At 70.1% G+C, this 17,476-nt stretch carries 10 protein-coding genes and 5 pseudogenes; 10 read left to right on the top strand and 5 right to left on the bottom strand.

Annotated features, from left to right (window positions below; translation table 11 throughout):
- Nucleotides 1-58 precede the first annotated feature (58 nt).
- On the top strand, nucleotides 59-922 hold the full coding sequence (locus ABEB13_RS06900; RefSeq protein WP_345704722.1) for an ABC transporter permease: 864 nt from the start codon (nucleotides 59-61) through the stop codon (nucleotides 920-922).
- Between the two features lie 48 nt (nucleotides 923-970).
- Nucleotides 971-2,023 (top strand): ABC transporter substrate-binding protein, encoded by a 1,053-nt coding sequence (locus tag ABEB13_RS06895; RefSeq protein ID WP_345704721.1) that lies wholly within the window; start codon nucleotides 971-973, stop codon nucleotides 2,021-2,023.
- A 129-nt stretch (nucleotides 2,024-2,152) separates the two neighbouring features.
- Here ABEB13_RS06895 and ABEB13_RS06890 read toward each other — a convergent pair whose 3' ends face one another.
- Nucleotides 2,153-3,754, bottom strand: coding sequence for a M4 family metallopeptidase (locus ABEB13_RS06890; protein WP_345704720.1), 1,602 nt, complete (start codon nucleotides 3,752-3,754; stop codon nucleotides 2,153-2,155).
- 399 nt (nucleotides 3,755-4,153) lie between these two features.
- Nucleotides 4,154-6,870, bottom strand: a pseudogene (locus ABEB13_RS06885) (SpoIIE family protein phosphatase).
- Between the two features lie 272 nt (nucleotides 6,871-7,142).
- Here ABEB13_RS06885 and ABEB13_RS06880 point away from each other — a divergent pair.
- From ABEB13_RS06880 to ABEB13_RS06865, 4 genes and pseudogenes are all read left to right on the top strand, one after another.
- Entirely contained in the window at nucleotides 7,143-8,285 is a 1,143-nt protein-coding gene (locus ABEB13_RS06880; protein WP_345704719.1) for an aminotransferase class V-fold PLP-dependent enzyme, read from the top strand.
- A gap of 187 nt (nucleotides 8,286-8,472) precedes the next feature.
- Nucleotides 8,473-9,324: an aldo/keto reductase gene (locus ABEB13_RS06875; protein ID WP_345704718.1), complete on the top strand. Its 852-nt coding sequence runs from the start codon at nucleotides 8,473-8,475 to the stop codon at nucleotides 9,322-9,324.
- Between the two features lie 252 nt (nucleotides 9,325-9,576).
- A complete protein-coding gene (gene gltX / locus ABEB13_RS06870) occupies nucleotides 9,577-10,938 on the top strand; it encodes a glutamate--tRNA ligase (RefSeq protein WP_345704717.1) in 1,362 nt (453 codons plus the stop codon).
- Nucleotides 10,939-11,515: 577 nt separating this feature from the next.
- Nucleotides 11,516-11,818: pseudogene (locus ABEB13_RS06865) on the top strand (transposase); the annotation flags it as partial.
- A 421-nt stretch (nucleotides 11,819-12,239) separates the two neighbouring features.
- On the opposite strand, the gene ABEB13_RS06860 reads toward ABEB13_RS06865, so the two are convergent.
- Entirely contained in the window at nucleotides 12,240-12,383 is a 144-nt protein-coding gene (locus ABEB13_RS06860; RefSeq protein ID WP_345704716.1) for a hypothetical protein, read from the bottom strand.
- A gap of 199 nt (nucleotides 12,384-12,582) precedes the next feature.
- Between ABEB13_RS06860 and ABEB13_RS06855 the strand changes: the two genes are divergently transcribed.
- From ABEB13_RS06855 to ABEB13_RS06845, 3 genes and pseudogenes are all read left to right on the top strand, one after another.
- Entirely contained in the window at nucleotides 12,583-13,368 is a 786-nt protein-coding gene (locus tag ABEB13_RS06855; protein WP_345704715.1) for a GNAT family N-acetyltransferase, read from the top strand.
- 222 nt (nucleotides 13,369-13,590) lie between these two features.
- Nucleotides 13,591-14,540: pseudogene (locus tag ABEB13_RS06850) on the top strand (NAD(P)-dependent alcohol dehydrogenase).
- A 22-nt stretch (nucleotides 14,541-14,562) separates the two neighbouring features.
- A pseudogene (locus ABEB13_RS06845) lies at nucleotides 14,563-15,221 on the top strand (transposase); the annotation flags it as partial.
- Between the two features lie 157 nt (nucleotides 15,222-15,378).
- On the opposite strand, the gene ABEB13_RS06840 reads toward ABEB13_RS06845, so the two are convergent.
- Complete coding sequence (locus ABEB13_RS06840) at nucleotides 15,379-15,789, bottom strand: winged helix-turn-helix transcriptional regulator (RefSeq protein WP_345704714.1); 411 nt, start codon at nucleotides 15,787-15,789, stop codon at nucleotides 15,379-15,381.
- A gap of 100 nt (nucleotides 15,790-15,889) precedes the next feature.
- Between ABEB13_RS06840 and ABEB13_RS06835 the strand changes: the two are divergent.
- Nucleotides 15,890-16,746 (top strand): annotated as a pseudogene (locus tag ABEB13_RS06835) (alpha/beta fold hydrolase).
- A gap of 266 nt (nucleotides 16,747-17,012) precedes the next feature.
- On the opposite strand, the gene ABEB13_RS06825 reads toward ABEB13_RS06835, so the two are convergent.
- Nucleotides 17,013-17,471, bottom strand: a complete 459-nt coding sequence (locus ABEB13_RS06825; RefSeq protein WP_345704713.1) for a MarR family winged helix-turn-helix transcriptional regulator — start codon at nucleotides 17,469-17,471, stop codon at nucleotides 17,013-17,015.
- Between the last annotated feature and the right edge of the window lie 5 nt (nucleotides 17,472-17,476).

Below are 17,476 nucleotides of genomic sequence, written 5' to 3'. Positions count from 1 at the left end.
CGACCTGCAGACCGCCACCGTGCGGCCGTCGACCGACCATTCCGCAGGGAGCCCCGCCATGACACCGAAAACGGGAGGGCCGGCCGAGGAGACCGCGCTGCTCCGTGCCGCCAGGGCCCGGGTGCGCCGGCGCCGGCTGCTCGTCCTCGCCGCCCAGGCCGCGCTGGTCGTGCTGGTGCTCGGCGCCTGGCAGCTCGGCGCCGGCCAGGGCTGGCTGGACACCTTCACCTACGGTTCGCCGAGCGGCGTCGCCGAGCAGCTGCGGGTCTGGTTCACCGAGGGCACGGCGACCGGATCGATCTGGCGGAACATCGGCGTGACCATGCAGGAGACCGTCTTCGGCTTCCTGATCGGCACCGGGGCCGGCGTCGTCCTCGGCATCGCGCTCGGCCGGCTCCAGGCCCTGGCCGACATCGCGGCCCCCTTCATCAAGGCCTCCAACTCCATCCCCCGCATCGTGCTCGGCTCGATCTTCATCATCTGGTTCGGGCTCGGCCCGTCCGGCAAGATCGCGCTGGCCACCGTGCTGGTCTTCTTCTCGGTCTTCTTCAACGCCTTCCAGGGCACCCGCGAGGTCGACCAGAACCTCATCTCCAACGCCCGGATCCTCGGCGCGTCCCCGTGGCGGGTCACCACCCAGGTGGTGCTGCCCTCCGCGATGACCTGGATCATCGCCTCGCTGCACTCCGCGTTCGGCTTCGCCCTGATCGGCGCCATCGTCGGCGAGATCCTCGGCGCCCAGTACGGCCTCGGCCAGCTGATCGCCCAGGCACAGGGATCGTTCAACGCCAACGGCATCTACGCCGGCACCGTGATCATCGCCGTCCTCGCCCTGCTCGCGGAATGGCTGGTGACCCGGTTCGAGAAGCGCGTGCTGCGCTGGCGTCCCGCCCGGTCCGGCGCCGACGCCGCATCCATCTGACCAGACCCCCACCGCAGTTCCCTCCCCCACCCCAGAAGGAGACCGGCAATGTCGCTGGCCAAGAGATCCACCCTCGCCGTGGTCGCCGCCACCACCCTGGCCCTGTCCCTGACCGCCTGCGGCAGCGGCGGCGGCAGCGCCAAGCCCGCCGCCAAGAACGCCGGCGGTGACATCACCGTCAAGATCATGGTCGGCGGCCTCAACAAGCAGATCTACCTGCCCGTGATGCTCGCCCAGAACCTCGGCTTCTTCAAGGCGCAGGGGATCGAGGCCCAGCTGTCCGACGAGCCCGCGGGCGTCGACGCCGAGACGGCCATGCTCGCCGGCCAGGTCGACGCGGTGGTGGGCTTCTACGACCACAACATCGACCTGCAGTCCAAGGGCAAGTCCACCGAGTCCGTCGTGCAGCTCCTGCAGGCCCCGGGCGAGGTCGAGATGGTCCGCACCGACCTGGCCGATGCCGTGAAGTCGCCGGCCGACTTCAAGGGCCGCCACCTCGGCGTCACCGGGCTGGGTTCCTCCACCAACTTCCTGACCCAGTACCTGGAGTCGAAGAACGGCGTGCAGGCGGGCCAGGCCACCTCGATCGCGGTCGGCGCCGGCTCCACCTTCGTCGCCGCCATGCAGAACAAGCAGATCGACGCCGGCATGACCACCGAGCCGACGATCTCCATGCTGATGCAGAAGGGCCTGGCCAAGCCCTTGATCGACATGCGGACGGCGGAGGGGGCGAAGGCGGCGCTCGGCGGCACCTACCCGTCCTCCTGCCTCTACCTGACCACCGACTACGTCAAGAAGAACCCGGAGGCGGTCCAGAAGCTCGCCAACGCCTTCGTCCAGACGCTCAAGTGGATCCAGGGCCACACTCCCGCCGAGATCACCGAGAAGATGCCCGCCGACTACTACGCCGGTGTCGGCAAGGACGTCTACGTCAAGGCCCTGGAGAACGAGAAGAGCATGTACTCCCCGGACGGCCTGATGCCTGCGGAGGGCCCGCAGACGGTGCTCAACGTGCTGTCGGCCTTCGACCCGACGGTCAAGGGCCACACCGTCGACCTGACGAAGACCTACACCGACGAGTTCGTGCAGAAGGCCAAGTAGGGACGGCCCCGGACCGGGCGGCCCGAGCCCTCCGGCTCGGGCCGCCCGGTCGTGCCTTCCCACGGGGCGGACGTGGTGACCGGGCGGCGGCACAGTGCCGTGACAGGCCGCCGCCCGGTGGTCGGTGGGTCAGGAGACGCTGACCGCGCTCCAGGCCGCCGCGATCGCGTTGTACTCGGCGCTGCCGGTGCCGTAGAGGTCCTTGGCGGCGCTCAGCGACGCGGCGCGGGCGCCCTTGTAGTTGGTGGTGGACGTCATGTAGACGGTCAGCGCCCGGTACCAGATCTTGGCGACCTTCTGGTTGCCGATGCCGGTCACCGTGGAGCCGTTGCAGGTCGGGCTGTTGTAGGCGACGCCGTTGATGGTCTTGCTGCCGCTGCCCTCACTGGCCAGGTAGAACCAGTGGTTGCCCACGCCCGAGGAGTTGTGCACGTCCAGCTGCGCGACCTTCTTCGTCCAGCAGTCGGCCGAACTCCCGTCCAGCGACGGCTTGTCGAAGCGGCGCAGCCACGGCGGGGTGGACTGGTCGCTGAACAGGTAGTCGGGGGTGTCGACGCTGCTGTTGGCGTACCACTCGACCATGGTGCCGAAGATGTCGCTGGTCGACTCGTTGAGGCCGCCGGACTCGCCGCTGTAGCGGAGGTTGGCGGTCGCGCTGGTGACGCCGTGGGTCATCTCGTGGCCCATGGTGTCGAGGTCGACCTGCTCGGGGTCGGTGGTGCCGTTCCCGTCGCCGGTCATCATGCAGAAGCAGGCGTCGGACCACTGGGCGTTGTCCCAGTTGGTGCCGACGTGCACGAAGACGGTGGCGCCCTTGCCGTCGTTCTTGATGCCGTTCCGGCCGAAGGTGTTCTTGTAGTAGTCGTACGTCCAGGCGGTGTTGGCGTGTGCGTCGACGGCGGCGGTGGCGCGGTCGGTGGAGAACTTCTTCCCGTCGCCCCAGATGTCGTCGGCGTCGGTGTAGAGGGTGCCGGAGCTCGCCTTCACGGCGCTGGAGGAGATGTTGTGGGCGTCCTTGGTGGTGTGGCCGCGGACGGGGTCGATGAGGGCGTACTGACCGTTGGACTGCAGGGTGGTGCCGAGCGCGACGTCGCCGGTGTACTCGGAGTGGCCGGTGCCGGTGGCCTCGTGCTCCGCGTCGAACTGCTCGATCTGCTCGCCGGTGGTGGCGTCGGTGACGACGACCCGGCCCGAGGGCTGGCCCTGCTTGCCGAGGCCGCTCACGGTCGTCTGCCAGGCCAGCCGGGCGGTGCCGTCGGCGGCCCAGACGACCAGCTGGGGCTCGGAGGTGGCGGCGGAGATGCCGGGTGCGGCGGCCAGCGCCTTGGCGGCGGTGGTCCGGGCGGGCACGTTCGGGACGGTGGACTTCACGGTGGGGTTGTGGCCGCCGGCGCGGGAGGAGTCCGTGAGCCGGCCGCGGGCGTCCTGGTGCACGACGAGGTCGCCGCCGATCACCGGCAGGCCCCGGTAGGTGCGGTCGAAGCGGACGTGCTGGGTGCCGTCCGCGTCGATGACGACGTCCTTGACCTGCAGGTCCTGCCCGGCGCCGAAGCCGAAGAGCGCGGCGTTGCGGGAGACGTTGGCCTTGGCCTTGGCGATCGCGGAGTCCCGGCCCGGGACGGCGGTGGCGGTGGCGGCGGAGAACTGCACTCCGGCGGCGACCAGGGCACAGGTCGCTGCCAGGGCGCCGGCCGTGAGGGTGCGGCGGCGCGAAGAGGAGGTGGGGCTCACTCTGAACTCCAGTCGGGTAGCTGCTGGGTGGCCGACTGAGAGCTTGGTCGTGAACAGCCAAACAGTTCTATGCAACTGAATTGAACTTGACCATTTCGTTGCCGAGTGACGGTCAGTTCTGATCGCCCGGTGCGGGGTTGTGGCGAGGTGGGTGGGCGCGCGGCTCGAAGACACCCATTCGATGACGATGCGTCAGTTGATGTGCTGTGGTGCCCGGTGGCCGCTTCCCGGCGACCCGGACGACCCGGACGGCCCGGTGGGTGGGCTCATCGGTGGATTCCCGGCGGGGCACCTGCTCGACCGGGCCCGAGAGCGCGTCCGTATCCGCGCCGGGGCGTGCGAAAGGCCCTCCCGATCCTGTCGGGGGCCTGTTGGGGGGCCTTGCGGGGGTGCGGGCTGTCAGGCCGGGGTGGGATCTGCGGGCGGGGCGGCCGGGTGGGGGGCCGAGGTGGGGAGGGCCTGTTCGGCCCAGATGACCTTGCCGCGGGGGAAGTAGCGGGTGCCCCAGCGGGTGGAGAGCTGGGCCACCAGGAACAGTCCGCGGCCGCCCTCGTCCGTGTCCGCCGCGTAGCGCAGGTGCGGGGCCGTACTGCTGCCGTCCGACACCTCGCAGATCAGGGCGCGGTCGCGGAGCAGCCTGACCCGGACGGGCGGCGAGCCGTAGCGGATGGCGTTGGTGGCCAGTTCGCTGAGGATCAGCTCGGTGCCGAACACCAGGTCGTCGAGGCCCCACCGCTCGAGTGCGGCCGCCGTCCAGGCCCGCAGGTCGGCGACGGCGGCCGGGTCGGAGGGCATCTCCCGCTCGACGACGTTCTCAGCCGGGAGCACCCGGGTGCGGGCGATCAGCAGGGCCACGTCGTCCTGGGGCCGGGCGGGCAGCATGGCGTCGATGACCGCCCGGCAGTTCTCCTCGGGCTCCCGGTGGCGCTCGGCGAGGGCGTCGCGCAGCAGCTCCATGCCGACGTCGAAGTCCCGGGCGCGGTCCTCGATCAGCCCGTCGGTGTAGAGGACGAGCTGGGTGCCCTCGGGCAGATGCACCTCGGCGGTCTCGAAGGGCGCACCGCCGGCGCCGAGCGGCGGCCCGACCGGGAGGTCCGGGAACTCGACGCTGCCGTCGGGCCCGACCAGCGCGGGTGCGGGATGCCCGGCACGGCCGATCGTGCAGAGCCGGGAGACCGGGTCGTAGATCGCGTACAGGCAGGTGGCGCCGGAGACGCCCGTCCCGGTGCCGTCGTCGCTCTCCTCCCGGTCGATGCGGTCGACGAGCTCGTCGAGGTGGGCGAGGACCTCGTCCGGGGCGATGTCGAGTGCGGCGAAGTTGTGCACGGCGGTGCGGAGCCGGCCCATGGTGGCGGCCGCGTGCAGGCCGTGGCCGACCACGTCGCCGACCACGACCGCGACCCGGCTGCCGGGCAGCGGGATCACGTCGAACCAGTCGCCGCTGACCCCGGACTGTGCGGGCAGGTAGCGGTGCGCGACCTCGAGCGCGCTCTGCTCCGGCAGGGCACGCGGCAGCAGGCTGCGCTGGAGGGTCACGGCCATCGCGTGTTCACGGGTGTAGCGGCGTGCGTTGTCGATGCTGACCGCGGCCCTCGCCACCAGCTCCTCGGCCAGCGAGAGGTCCTCGGCGTCGAACGGCTCGGGCTTCTGCCAGCGCCAGAAGTTGGCGACGCCGAGGATGATGCCGCGGGCCTTGAGCGGGGTGGTGATCAGCGAGTGCACCCCGTAGTCGAGGACGCCGCCCGTCCACCGCGGGTCCTGGGCCTGCCAGCCGGGTGCCTCGGACAGGTCGGGCACGACCTGGGACCGCCCGCTGTCGAAGCCCTGGGCCTGCGGCGTGGACGGGATGAAGGTGATCAGCTTGCCCACGGGGTAGAACGGGTGGTCCTCGCGGAGGCCTTCGACGGCGACGCGGCGCAGCTCCATGTCCCCGCCGGCCGGCTCGTTGCCCTGCAGCACGGGGTCGGCGAGGTCGACGGTGACGAAGTCCGCCAAGCCGGGGACGGCGATCCGGGCCAGCTCCTCGGCCGTCCGGACGACGTCGAGCGTGGAGCCGATGCCGATGCCGGCCTCGTACAGCAGGGTCAGGCGCTGTCCGGCGGCCTCGGCCTTGCCGGAGACCGCCAGCAGCTCGGTGGAGTCCCGGATGGTGGCGACCGATCCCATGGCGGCGCTGTGGCGGTCGGTCGGCCGCTGGTTCACCACGAGCAGCCTGCCGCCGGCGCGGTGCACCTCGTCCGTGGCCTCCCGGCCGGACAGCAGCAGGGTGGAGGTCTCCGGGTCGAGGTGGTCCAGCTCGGTCACGTGCCGGCCGTCCGCGTCGGCCGGCAGCCCCAGCAGGTCCTTCGCCTCGTCGTTCGCCAGGACGAGCCGCCCGTCCTGCCCGACGATGACCACGCCCTCGCGCACCGCGTGCAGGACGGCGTCGTGGTGCTCGTACATGCGGGTCATCTCGGCCGGGCCGAGGCCGCGGGTCTGGCGCTTGAGGCGCCGCGCCGCGAAGGCGGTGCCGGCCGTGGCCACCGCGAGCGCGGCGGCGCCGGTGCCGAGGATGACGGGCAGCTGCCGGTTCCCCTCGGAGGTGACGTTGGCGACCTTGAGCCCGGCCGACACCAGGCCGACCACCGAGCCGTCGGGCGCCTTCACGGGCACGACGGCCTGCACCTCGTGCCCGAGCGGGCCGTGCACGCTCTCGGTGTAGATCCGGCCGGCCAGGGACGGGCCGATCGTGCCGACGAACCGCTTGCCGATCCGGTCCGGCAGCGGGTGCGTGTAGCGGATCCCGTGGGTGTCCATGACCACGATGAAGTCGACCCCGGCATCCTTGCGGGTCGCCTCCGTGATCGGCTGCAGTACCGCGGTGGGGTTCGGCGACTTCAGGGTCTGGACGAGGCCGGGGAGTGCGCGAACGCCTCCGCGACGCCCACCGACCGGTTGACCGCCTCCCGGTCGCTGGCGCTCCGGGACTCGAGGACGAGCGCCAGGATCGCGCCGAGGACGAGGAGCACCACGACCACCACCTGCACGGCGAACACCTGGCCGGCCAGGCTCCACCGGCCCCATGCGGTCCGTGACCGTTTGGAGGCGCCCTGGGTACGGCCGGGGTCTTCGACCATGCGTCCTTTCTAGCACCGCGCCGCAGGCGACCACGAAGCGTGGCCACGACAGGTCGCCACGGCGCGGCGGGCGGTCGGCCCGGCCAGCCGGTGCACCGCACCCGACCTCGGTGCACCGGCCGACCGGGCGCCGTGCCAGGATTTCGCCGACCCCTGTGACGGCCGCCCCGGGCCGAAGGCCTCCGAAGGGAAGACGACGTGATCCCCGCACCGCGCCCCTGCTCCTGCCGGACGGAAGGCCCGCCGCCGCGGCGTGGTCGCTGGACCCGGCGATGCGGCACCTCAACCACGGCTCGTTCGGGGCCGTTCCGCTGGCCGCCCAGCGGGAGCAGCAGCGGCTGCGCGAGGAGATGGACCGGGCGCCGGTGGTGTGGTTCCCCGGGCTGCCGGGCCGGGTTGCCGCCGCCCGGGCCGCCGTCGCCGGCTTCCTGCGGGTCCCGGCCGGGGACCTGGCCCTGGTGCCGAACGCCAGCGCCGGGGCGAGCGTCGTCTACGGCAGCCTGCCGCACCGGCCCGGGGGCGAGGTGGTGGTGACCGACCACGGCTACGGCGCGGTCACCATGGGTGCCGAGCGGCTGGCCCGCCGCTGGGGCGGCGCCGTCCGTACGGCGCGGGTGCCGCTGGACGCCGGCCCCGAGGAGGCCGCCGCGGCCGTCCTCGCCGAGGTCACCGACCGGACCGGTCTGATCGTGCTGGACCACATCACCTCGGCGACCGCCCGCTGGATGCCGGTCGGCGCGGTCGGCGCCGCCGCCCGCGAGCGCGGGGTGCCGCTGCTGATCGACGGGGCGCACGTGCCGGGTCTCGCGGAGGATCCGCTCGATGGGCTGCAGTTCGACGTGTGGGTGGGCAACCTCCACAAGTTCGGCTGCGCGCCGCGCGGCGCCTCGGCGCTGGTGGCCCGCTCGGGCCTGCGCACCCTGCTCCACCCGCTGATCGATTCCTGGGCCGCCCGCGAGTCCTTCCCGGAGCGGTTCGACACCCAGGGCACGGTGGACGCCACCAGCTACCTGGCGGCTCCGGCCGCCCTCGACTTCGTCGAGCGCACCTGGGGCTGGCCCGCGGCCCGTGATTACCTGGGCGAGCTGGCCGACCACGCCGAGCGTGTCATCGGCGAGGCGTTCGCGGAGATCACCGGGGAGAGTGCCGCCGTGGACGTGGGGATGCCGGTCAACGCCCTGCGGCTGGTCCGGCTGCCGGACGGCCTGGCACCCGACCGCCTCGCCGCCGACGCGCTGCGCGACCGGGTCGCGGCGGAGCTGGGCGTCGAGGCCGCGTTCACCAGCTTCGGGGGCACCGGCTACTTCCGGCTGTCCACGCACGTCTACAACACCCCGGCGGACTACGAGGACTTCGCCGAGCGCTGTGTGCCTGCGCTCGCCGCCTGGGCCGGGGAGGGCGCGGCCGCCCGCTGACGGCCGGCTGTGGTGGCCACCGGCCGGGGTGCAGCCGTACGGGGCACACCGCCCCGCGGACGGCGGTCCGGCCGGCCGGATCGGGAAGGGATCACCGGCCCACCGCACCGAGACCACGGGAGCCGGCCCATCGAAGCCGGCCTTCGGATGCTCGACCGCCGACCGCCGACCGTCCCGAAGGACCCCCGTGCAGCACGTCACCCTGAACAACGGCGTCGAGATGCCGATCCTCGGCTTCGGCGTCTACCAGATCCCGCCGGAGCAGACCGAGCAGGCCGTCAGCGAAGCCCTGGCGGTCGGGTACCGTCTCCTCGACACCGCCGCCGCCTACCAGAACGAGGAGGCCGTCGGCCGTGCGATCAGGCGCAGCGGAATCCCGCGCGACGACCTGTTCGTCACCACCAAGCTCTGGATCCAGGACGCACCCGCACGGGAGAACACCCGGCGCGCCTGCGAGGCGTCGCTGGGCCGGCTCGGCCTGGAGCACCTCGACCTCTACCTGATGCACCAGCCGTTCGGCGACGTGTACGCCCAGTGGCGCGGCATGGAGGACCTCTACCGCGAGGGCCGCGTCCGGGCGATCGGCGTCGCCAACTTCCACCCCGACCGGCTCGTCGACCTGATCGTCAACAACGAGGTCACGCCCGCGGTCGACCAGATCGAGACCCACCCGTTCTTCCAGCGCGCCGCCGACCAGCACATCATGCGCGAGTACGGGGTCCAGCTCCAGTCGTGGGGCGGGTTCGCCGAGGGCCGCAACGGGCTCTTCACGCATCCGCTGCTGAGCGCGATCGGCGCCGAGCACGGAAAGTCGGTGGCGCAGGTCGTGCTCCGCTGGCTGATCCAGCGCGACATCGTGACGATCCCCAAGTCGGTCCGCGCCGAGCGCATCGCGGCGAACATCGATGTCCTCGACTTCGCGCTCACGGACGACCAGATGGCGTCCATCGCCGGCCTGGACACCGGAACCTCGCTGTTCTTCGACCACCACGACCCGGCCGTGGTCGCCTGGCTCGGCAAGCGCCGCCTGGACGTCTGAGCCGTCGGCGGCACCACACGTCGAAGCAGCTCCCACACTCGTCCGGGACCGGACGCGCAACAAGGCTCTCCGTGAACGCTCAACGACCCCTGGCGCCAAGAGAATCGATGTCCGAGGTGCAGCGACCGGACACAGCGGCACCCCCGGCCGGGGTGACGGCCGGGCCGGAGCTCGGGCGAGGCCTTGCCTGCTAATCTGCTGGTCGTGATCACGCCTGAGGTTCGAGTCCGATTCGCTCCGTCGCCGACCGGTATGTTCCACGTCGGGGGTGCTCGCTCAGCTCTCTACAACTGGGTGATCGCGCGGAACAGCGGTGGTCGTTTCGTGCTGCGCATCGAGGACACGGATGCCGAGCGGAACCGTCCCGAATGGACCGACGGAATCCTGCAGGCGCTGGCCGCGATCGGTATCGACGAGCGTGACCCCGCGTTCGAGGGCCCCTACTTCCAGTCGCAGAACGCCGACCGGCACCGCGAGGTGGCCCAGCGGCTGTTCACCGAGGGGGCCGCGTACTACTGCGACTGCACCCGGGAGCAGGTGGTCGAGCGCACCGGTTCGGAGCAGCGCGGCTACGACGGCCACTGCAGTGACCGTGGGCTGGAGTTCGAGCCGGGCCGGGCGCTCCGGTTCCGCACGCCCCGCGAGGGTGTGACCACGGTCGTGGACCTCGTCCGTGGCGAGCCCTCCTTTCCCAACGCGGCGATGGAGGACTTCGTCATCGCCCGTGGTGACGGCTCCCCGGTCTTCGTCCTCGCCAATGTCGTGGACGATGTGGACCAGCGTGTCTCCCACGTCATCCGGGGCGAGGAGCACCTGTCGAACACCCCCAAGCAGCAACTGCTCTGGGAGGCGCTCGGCGTCACTCCACCGGTGTGGGGCCATCTGCCGGTGATCGTGAACGAGAAGCGGCAGAAGCTCTCCAAGCGCCGGGACAAGGTCGCCCTCGAGTCCTATCTCGCCGAGGGCTACCTGCCCGACGCGATGGTCAACTATCTGATGCTGCTCGGGTGGGGCCCCAAGGACGACATCGAGATCCGGCCGTTCGCCGAGCTGGCGGGGCTCTTCCGGCTCGACGAGGTCACCTCCTCCCCGGCGTTCTTCGACGTCAAGAAGCTCTCGGCCATCAATGCCGAGTACATCCGCGCCCTCGGGACCGAGGAATTCGTCCGGGCCTGCGAGCCGTGGCTGAAGGCCCCGGTCGCACCGTGGCAGGACGAGGCGTTCGACCCGGCTGTTTTCGCCGAGGTCGCGGAGCTGGCCCGGACGCGGGTCACCGTCCTCGGCGACATCACCAAGAACGTCGATTTCCTCTTCCTGGACGAGCCCGCGATCGACGAGGCCGCTTGGGCGAAGACCATGGGGGAGACCGCCGCCGCGCTGCTCGTCGATGTCCGGAAGCGACTGCTGGACGTCGCGTGGGAGGCCGACGGGATCAAGGACGCCATCACCGAGGTCGGTACGGCGTACGGCCTCAAGCTGGGCAAGGCCCAGGCGCCCGTCCGGGTTGCGGTCACCGGGCGCACGGTCGGCCTCCCGCTCTTCGAGTCCCTGCAGGTGCTCGGTCGTGAGCGGGTGCTGGCCCGGATCGACGCGGCGCTGGCGAAGCTCGCCTGAGCCGCGGGTGGCCCTGGCCCGGGCCGCCCGTGCGTGGGTGCGGAGGCATTGGAGCCGACTCGTATGCCGTGAGCATGTTGGGGTGGCAGGACGGCCTTGGTCGGCGGATCGTGGACCGTGCGAAGGAGACCACGGGCCCATCAGCACGCGGCCGGGGCCCGCAAGCAGGGTGACCTGCAGAAGGAACCGCCGGCATTCTCACCGAGCCCGGTGACCATGGACCGCGGAGATCGCGCGGTGGGTTCACCACCAAGCTCAACCCGGCAGTTGAGCAGGGTCAGAAGCTCATGTCGAGCGTGGTGACTGCCGGGCAGCGCGGGGACTGACCGCAGTTCGAGGCCGTACTGGAGAGGTCCGGGTGCCCCGCATCGGCCCGGGCCGGCCGCGGGCCCGCCCTGATCGCGTGCGAGCGGACAGGGCCTACGCGTCCCGCAAGAACCACGACTACCTGCGTCGCCGCGGGATCCGCTGCACCGTCCCCGACAAGGCTGACCAAGCGCGCAACCGGCGAAAGCCCGGCTCCCGCGGAGACCGACCGCCGAAGGAGCGCGTGCCCCGTTACCTGGTGGTTTGTGACTTGGAGCGCGCCCGTGAGGACCTGCTGGCCTTCGCCGTCTTTCCGCAGACGGTCTGGAAGTCGATCTGCTCGAACAATCCGCAGGAACGGCTGAACAAGGAGATCGGGCGCCGCACCGATGTCGTCGGGATCTACCCCGACCGCGGCTCGGTCATCCGACTGGTCGGCGCAGTCCTGGCCGAGCGGAGCAACGAAGGGGCCGAACAGCGCCGCTACATCGGCTCCGAGGTTCTCGGCCGCTGCCGCCTTCACCCGATCGAGGGAGAACCCCACGAAACCGGCCCGACCGCACTCACCGCATAGCCTGAAGCCGGATCACCGAGTGGCCGTCGATACACCAGTCCAACGGACGTGACCGTTGTGCGGCTGCCTGGCCGTTCGCGATGCCGATCCGGCACCCGCACCCTGTTCGCCGTACTCGACCTCACCTTCCCGCACCCGGCGGCTCGCAGGAACGCGTGCCCCAGTCGCTGCACCTGTCCGTCAGTACCTACCGCGGCACCGGGACCTGGCGGTAACTCACATCACTGACCGGACGCGGGAGCGCGAAGTCTACGGCCACCAAGTGGACACCGCCTGACCTGTTCCTGGACACAAGTGCGCAACGAGCATTCGTCCTGTGCCGAACGAAAGTCGTCGGACCTGCGCACAACTACGCCCGTCCCGCCCGCTTGGCGGGGCTCCGCGTACCAAGAAGTCCAACCGACCGAGAGGATCCCTTGCCTCAGTCATGACCCATTACCCCGCCAGTCCTCCTGTGCTCGTCGTCCTTGCGGACATTGCCGGCGTCGTCGCCGGGATCCGGCCCGAGCAGATGGTCCTGCCGACTCCCTGTGACGACTTCAACGATGCTGCGCTCGAACAGCATCTGCTCGGCTGGCCGGACCTGTTCCGTTTGGCCTTTTTCGCCCCGACCGGGCAGGGACGTCCGGAGCCAATCACCTGTCGAGGGCCGACGGACCGGTCAGCCGCATTCACCGATCGCTCGCCAAGATCAGTACGCCAACCCAACCGAACAGCGGGGCCAAGCCCCCGGCCACATTGCCTGCGATCTTCAGGGTGGAATCATGAATGCTGCTGGATCGGAGGCAACTTCTCTGCATGAGATCTCCCTGCACATGGCCAATCTCCGGGCACACTGGCTCGCCTGGGGTGGATCCGACTCGATCCACGAGGATCTGATCGTTTACCGCAGCGGCCTCCAGCACGGACTGCTCAATGGTGTCCTGAGGCTCAGCGGTCGCAGTGTTCCCGAGGCCGCTCCTGAAGCCGAGCAGCAGCTCGCCGACTTGCCCTGGCGATGGTGGGTCGGCCCGGACAGCGACGCCGGCGTGGCAGGAGCATTGCTGGAACGCGGCTACAGCCGGATCGGCAGCATGCCAGTCATGGCGGTCCGGCTCGACCAGATGTCTGAACCGCCCCCGCCCGTCGGCCTCGTCATCGAATGCGTCGATGGACCGGACGGTGTGAGGGACTACGTCGTTGCCTACGCGTCATCTTTCGGCGTCGGCGCCACGCTTCAGAACTTGGTCGTGGATGCCGAATCCAGCCTGCGCACCGATCTCGGCCGCTTGATCCGCGTGGTCGGACGGATCGACGGTCGCGCGGTGGCAACATCGGCCGTGCTGATCAGCAGAGGTGTGGCAGGCATCTACTGGGTCGGGACCGATCCCACGTATCGTCGGCGGGGTATCGGCGCGGCGCTCACGGCGGCGGCCATGGCCATTGGACGCCAGCATGGAGCACTCGTCTGTACTCTGCAGGCCAGTGACATGGGCGCACCGGTCTACCGGCGGCTGGGATTCACCCCGGTGAGCGAAGTCGTCCTCTATTCGCCGCCATTGCGACCGTGACGACACCGCGCCGCGGGCCGGGTTCAGCGGGGCGCAGAAACTCCGCGAGTTCACGATGGGGGCTTCCCTCAAGGCGAGCAGGCCGTGGTCACTGCAGCAGTGTGACGCGGGCCGGGCCGACGAGGGTGGGTCTTCTGGACATAGGAAGAGGGGAACGGCCGTGATGTCGCGTCCGGGTTCCAGCATCAAAGGCACCATAGTCGGTCACGGAAGGATTGCGACATGAAGGCCGTTCAGATCATGAGTTACGGCGCGGCGGACGTCCTGCGCGTCAACGAGGTCGACCGTCCCGCTCCCGGTGCGGGCGAGGTACTGGTGTCGGTCGAGGCGACCAGCGTGAACGGCCACGATGTGATCTTCCGCACGGGGGAGTTGAAGATAGTGTCGGGACGTCGGTTCCCGATCGGCACGGGGCTGGACTTCGCGGGCACCGTCGCCGAGACCGGCGCCGACGTCCAGGGCTACCGGGCCGGCGACAGGGTCTGGGGCATCGTGCACCCCCGGCAGCGGCATGTCACCGCGGGTGCGGCCGAGTACGTCACGGTGGCAGCCAACCGTATCTCGCATGCTCCGGCGGGCCTCTCGTCGGTCGGCGCGGCTTCCTGGTCGTGGCGGGCGCCACGGCGCTGATCGCGCTGCGTGACAGCGTTCACGTCGCTGCCGGGGAACGGGTCCTGGTGCGGGGCGCGGCCGGCGGAGTCGGCACCGCCGCCGTGCAACTGGCCCACGCGATGGGCGGCCATGTCACCGCGCTGGCCCGCGACCATCATGCGGAACTTCTCACCGGACTCGGTGCCGACGAGGTCCTCGACTACCGCTCCACCACCTCGGACCGGATAGGCCCGTTCGACGTCATCGTCGACACCGTCGGCACGGAACTGCACCGCTACCGAGGCCGGTTGGCAAAAGGCGGCCGAATGGTCACGGTCGGACTGTCGCTGCCTGCGCTGGCTGCGATCGCCGCGTCGAGCGTGCACGGTCCCCGTCGCATCCGCACCTTCAGCGCCAACCCCGGCAGCGCCCTGTTGAGCGACGTGGCCGACCACGTCACCTCGGGTGCACTGCGTCCGGTGGTCGACAGCATGTACCCGCTCGCGGAAATCGCTGCGGCGCACGAGGCATTCGAGCGCGGTGGCGCCGTTGGCAAGCACGTGGTCACGCTGTCCGCATGACCTTGTCGTTCTCGCGGGACTTGTGATCGGCGAGCAATGCTCAAGACCTGTGGATCGACATCGGGGTGGAACGCTGCAGGCGTACCTTCCCGATCGATCCTGTGACGGTCACGGAGTAGGCCCACGTTGCAGCGCGGGTCGGGAAGGGACGCCCGCGCTCGACGTAGTCACCGACGACGGCTCCACCGAGTCCAGGGTCACCGCGCTGCGGGTCAACGACCGACGCGTCGACGAGGAGACCGGCGAGCGCAAGCGGTTCTCCTCCAAGATCCTCGCGCGGTGGTGCCACAAGTCCCCGAAAATCTCAGAAGCCTGCCGCTGCTCTACCTGTACGGCCTGTCCTCCGGCGACTTCGTCCCCGCCCTGGAGCAGTTCCTCGGCGGCACCGCCGGCCTGTCGGCCGCGACTGCTCACCCGGTGACGAAGCAGTGGACCGACGACCACGCTTCCTTCCAGGCCCGCGACCTGTCCGACCGCGACTTCGTCCACTTCTGGGCCGACGGGGTGCATCCCAAGGTCCGGCTCGGCCAGGCCCACTCATGCGTCCTGGTCCTGCTCGGCGTTCGCCTCGACGGCACCAAGGAGCTCATCGCCCTCGCCGAGGGCCTGCGGGAGTCCACCGAGTCGTGGGCCGACCTGTTGCGCGACTGCCGCCGACGTGGCATGCCCGACCCAGAGCTGGTCGACACTCCCGCAACGTCACCAACTGCCTGCCGAAGTCCGCCCAGCCCGAGGTGATGAAGGCGACGCAGGACACCAATCTCTACGTGGCACCAGACTGCGTCGCCGGCTGCATCGAGTACCCGAGTTACCAGTGCTGAGCGCGAAAGCGGCCTGCCTATCTCTCGTCGGCTTCCTGGTCGACGACTTCGTTGGCGCGGTCGATCTCGGCCATGTGCTCCTCGGCCCAGGTCCGAAGCCCTGCGAGCGCGGCTTCCAGGGACAGCCCGAGTCCGGTGATTCGGTAGAAGACCCGCGGCGGCACGGTCGGTTCGACCCGGCGCGACACCAGCCCGTCGCGGGTCAGGCTTCGCAACGTCACGGACAGCATCTTCTGAGAGACGCCAGGCATCCGGCGTCTGAGCTCCGCGAAGCCCACCTCGCCCGGTGTGGCCTCGGCGAGGGTCTTGACGGCCATGGATGTCCACTTCGTGCCGATGCGGTCCAGCAACTGCCGCGTCGGGCAATGGGGATCGAACAGATCGCCGCGTACCCCACGACCGGCGGCCCGAGCTCCTCGTGCGGTCACCTGTGGCTCACCACCTTCCCCGAAAGTGCCGTCTAGATGACAGGCAGACAGTTACCTATCGTTCTTAGGTAACCAATAGTAATCACATGAAGGAGTCGTCGTGCCCGCCACCACCGCACCGACACTGCACCGCGTCGCAACGAACGGCGTCGAACTCAACGTCGCAATCGCCGGCGAGGGACCTGCAGTTCTCCTCATGCACGGCTTCCCGCACACCTGGCAACTCTGGAGCGGCATCATTGATCGACTGGCCGGGCAGTACCGGGTCATCGCCCCGGACCTGCGAGGCTTCGGTGCCAGCGCGCGTCCCGTCGAGGGTTACGACGCAGGCACCCTGGCCGCCGACGCCGAAGGGCTCCTCGAAGCACTCGGCGAGCCGTCGGCGGCGGTGATCGGCATCGGTGCGGGCACCGCCCGGCCGTCCTGCTCGCGCTGCGCCGGCCTGGTCTGGTCCGGCGCCTGGTCGTGATGGAGGCACTGCTCGGCCGCCTGCCCGGAGCAGAACACGTCGTCGCGGGCGGCACCCCATGGTGGTTCGGCTTCCACGCTGTCCCCGGCCTCGCTGAGACAGTCCTGGCCGGCAACGAGGCCCCGTACATCGACTGGTTTCTCGACTCGGGGACGCTTGGGCGCGGAGTACCCGACGACATACGCGCGGCCTTCGTCCGCGCGTACACCGGAAGCGACGCGCTGCGCTGCGCGTTCTCCTACTACCGGGCCCTGCCCATCAGCGCGCAACAGATCCAAGACGCCGTCGCGACGGCACGGTTGACCATGCCCACCATGGCCGTCGGCTCTCACCCCGTCGGCACCGGGCTCGAACGCCAACTCCGTCCCATCGCAGATGACCTGGTCGGGCACCATCTCCAGGACTGCGGTCACATCATTCCCCTCGACCGCCCCGACACCTTGTTCGCGCTCCTTGCTCCCTTCCTCCGTGCCGATCTGCGGAAGTAACCAGAACGGAGCCGAAGGACCACGGCCGGCGGTTCGGGCGTAGGCCCAGCTGTGAGATGTCCCAGGACCGCCGGGTCAGACGACGCACGGCGATGGTTGTGTCGGCGAGGTCGAAGGAGGCATCAATGGTCAGCTTGAACTGGGCGAAATCGCCCAGCCGTATCCACTCGTGGCCGCGGCTGCAGATGGTGGTGGCCGACCTGGTCGTATCGGTGATTGCCTCATACTTGTGATCGCTGTGATCTGCGCCCCATCGGGAAGCCCGGTTATGTGCCGGTACTGCCATCGCGCAGGGAACGGATCATGCTCCGTAGTACTCGGAGTGCGTCCGACCGCTCGGCCTCGGTCAGGCCGGCCAGCATCCTGACTTCGACGGAGCGGACCGCCTTGCTCGCCTTCTCCAGGCTCTCTCGGCCGCTGAGCGTCAGTCGCGCAGGAAGAACCTTCCCGACTGGCGCCTCCGCGGGCCTGGTCACGTAGCCGTCTCGCTCCAGGGCCTGAAGCAGCACGTTCATCGACTGGCGTGTCACGAAGGCGCCTCGTGCGAGCTCGGAGTTCGACAAGCCCGGCCTCTGAGCCAGCAGTTCAAGGCACGAGTAGTGCGTGATCGTCATGCCGAGCGGCCGCAGCACCTCCTCCATGGCTGCGCGCAGGGCACTCGAAGCCTCCTTCAGTAGGTAGCCCAGTGACTTGTCCAGGTCGATGCCGTCGCCGCTTTGACTCATGTCAG

It is taken from the genome of Kitasatospora paranensis, assembly GCF_039544005.1.
GTDB lineage: Bacteria > Actinomycetota > Actinomycetes > Streptomycetales > Streptomycetaceae > Kitasatospora > Kitasatospora paranensis.
This window is presented reverse-complemented; position numbering and strand designations above follow the sequence as displayed.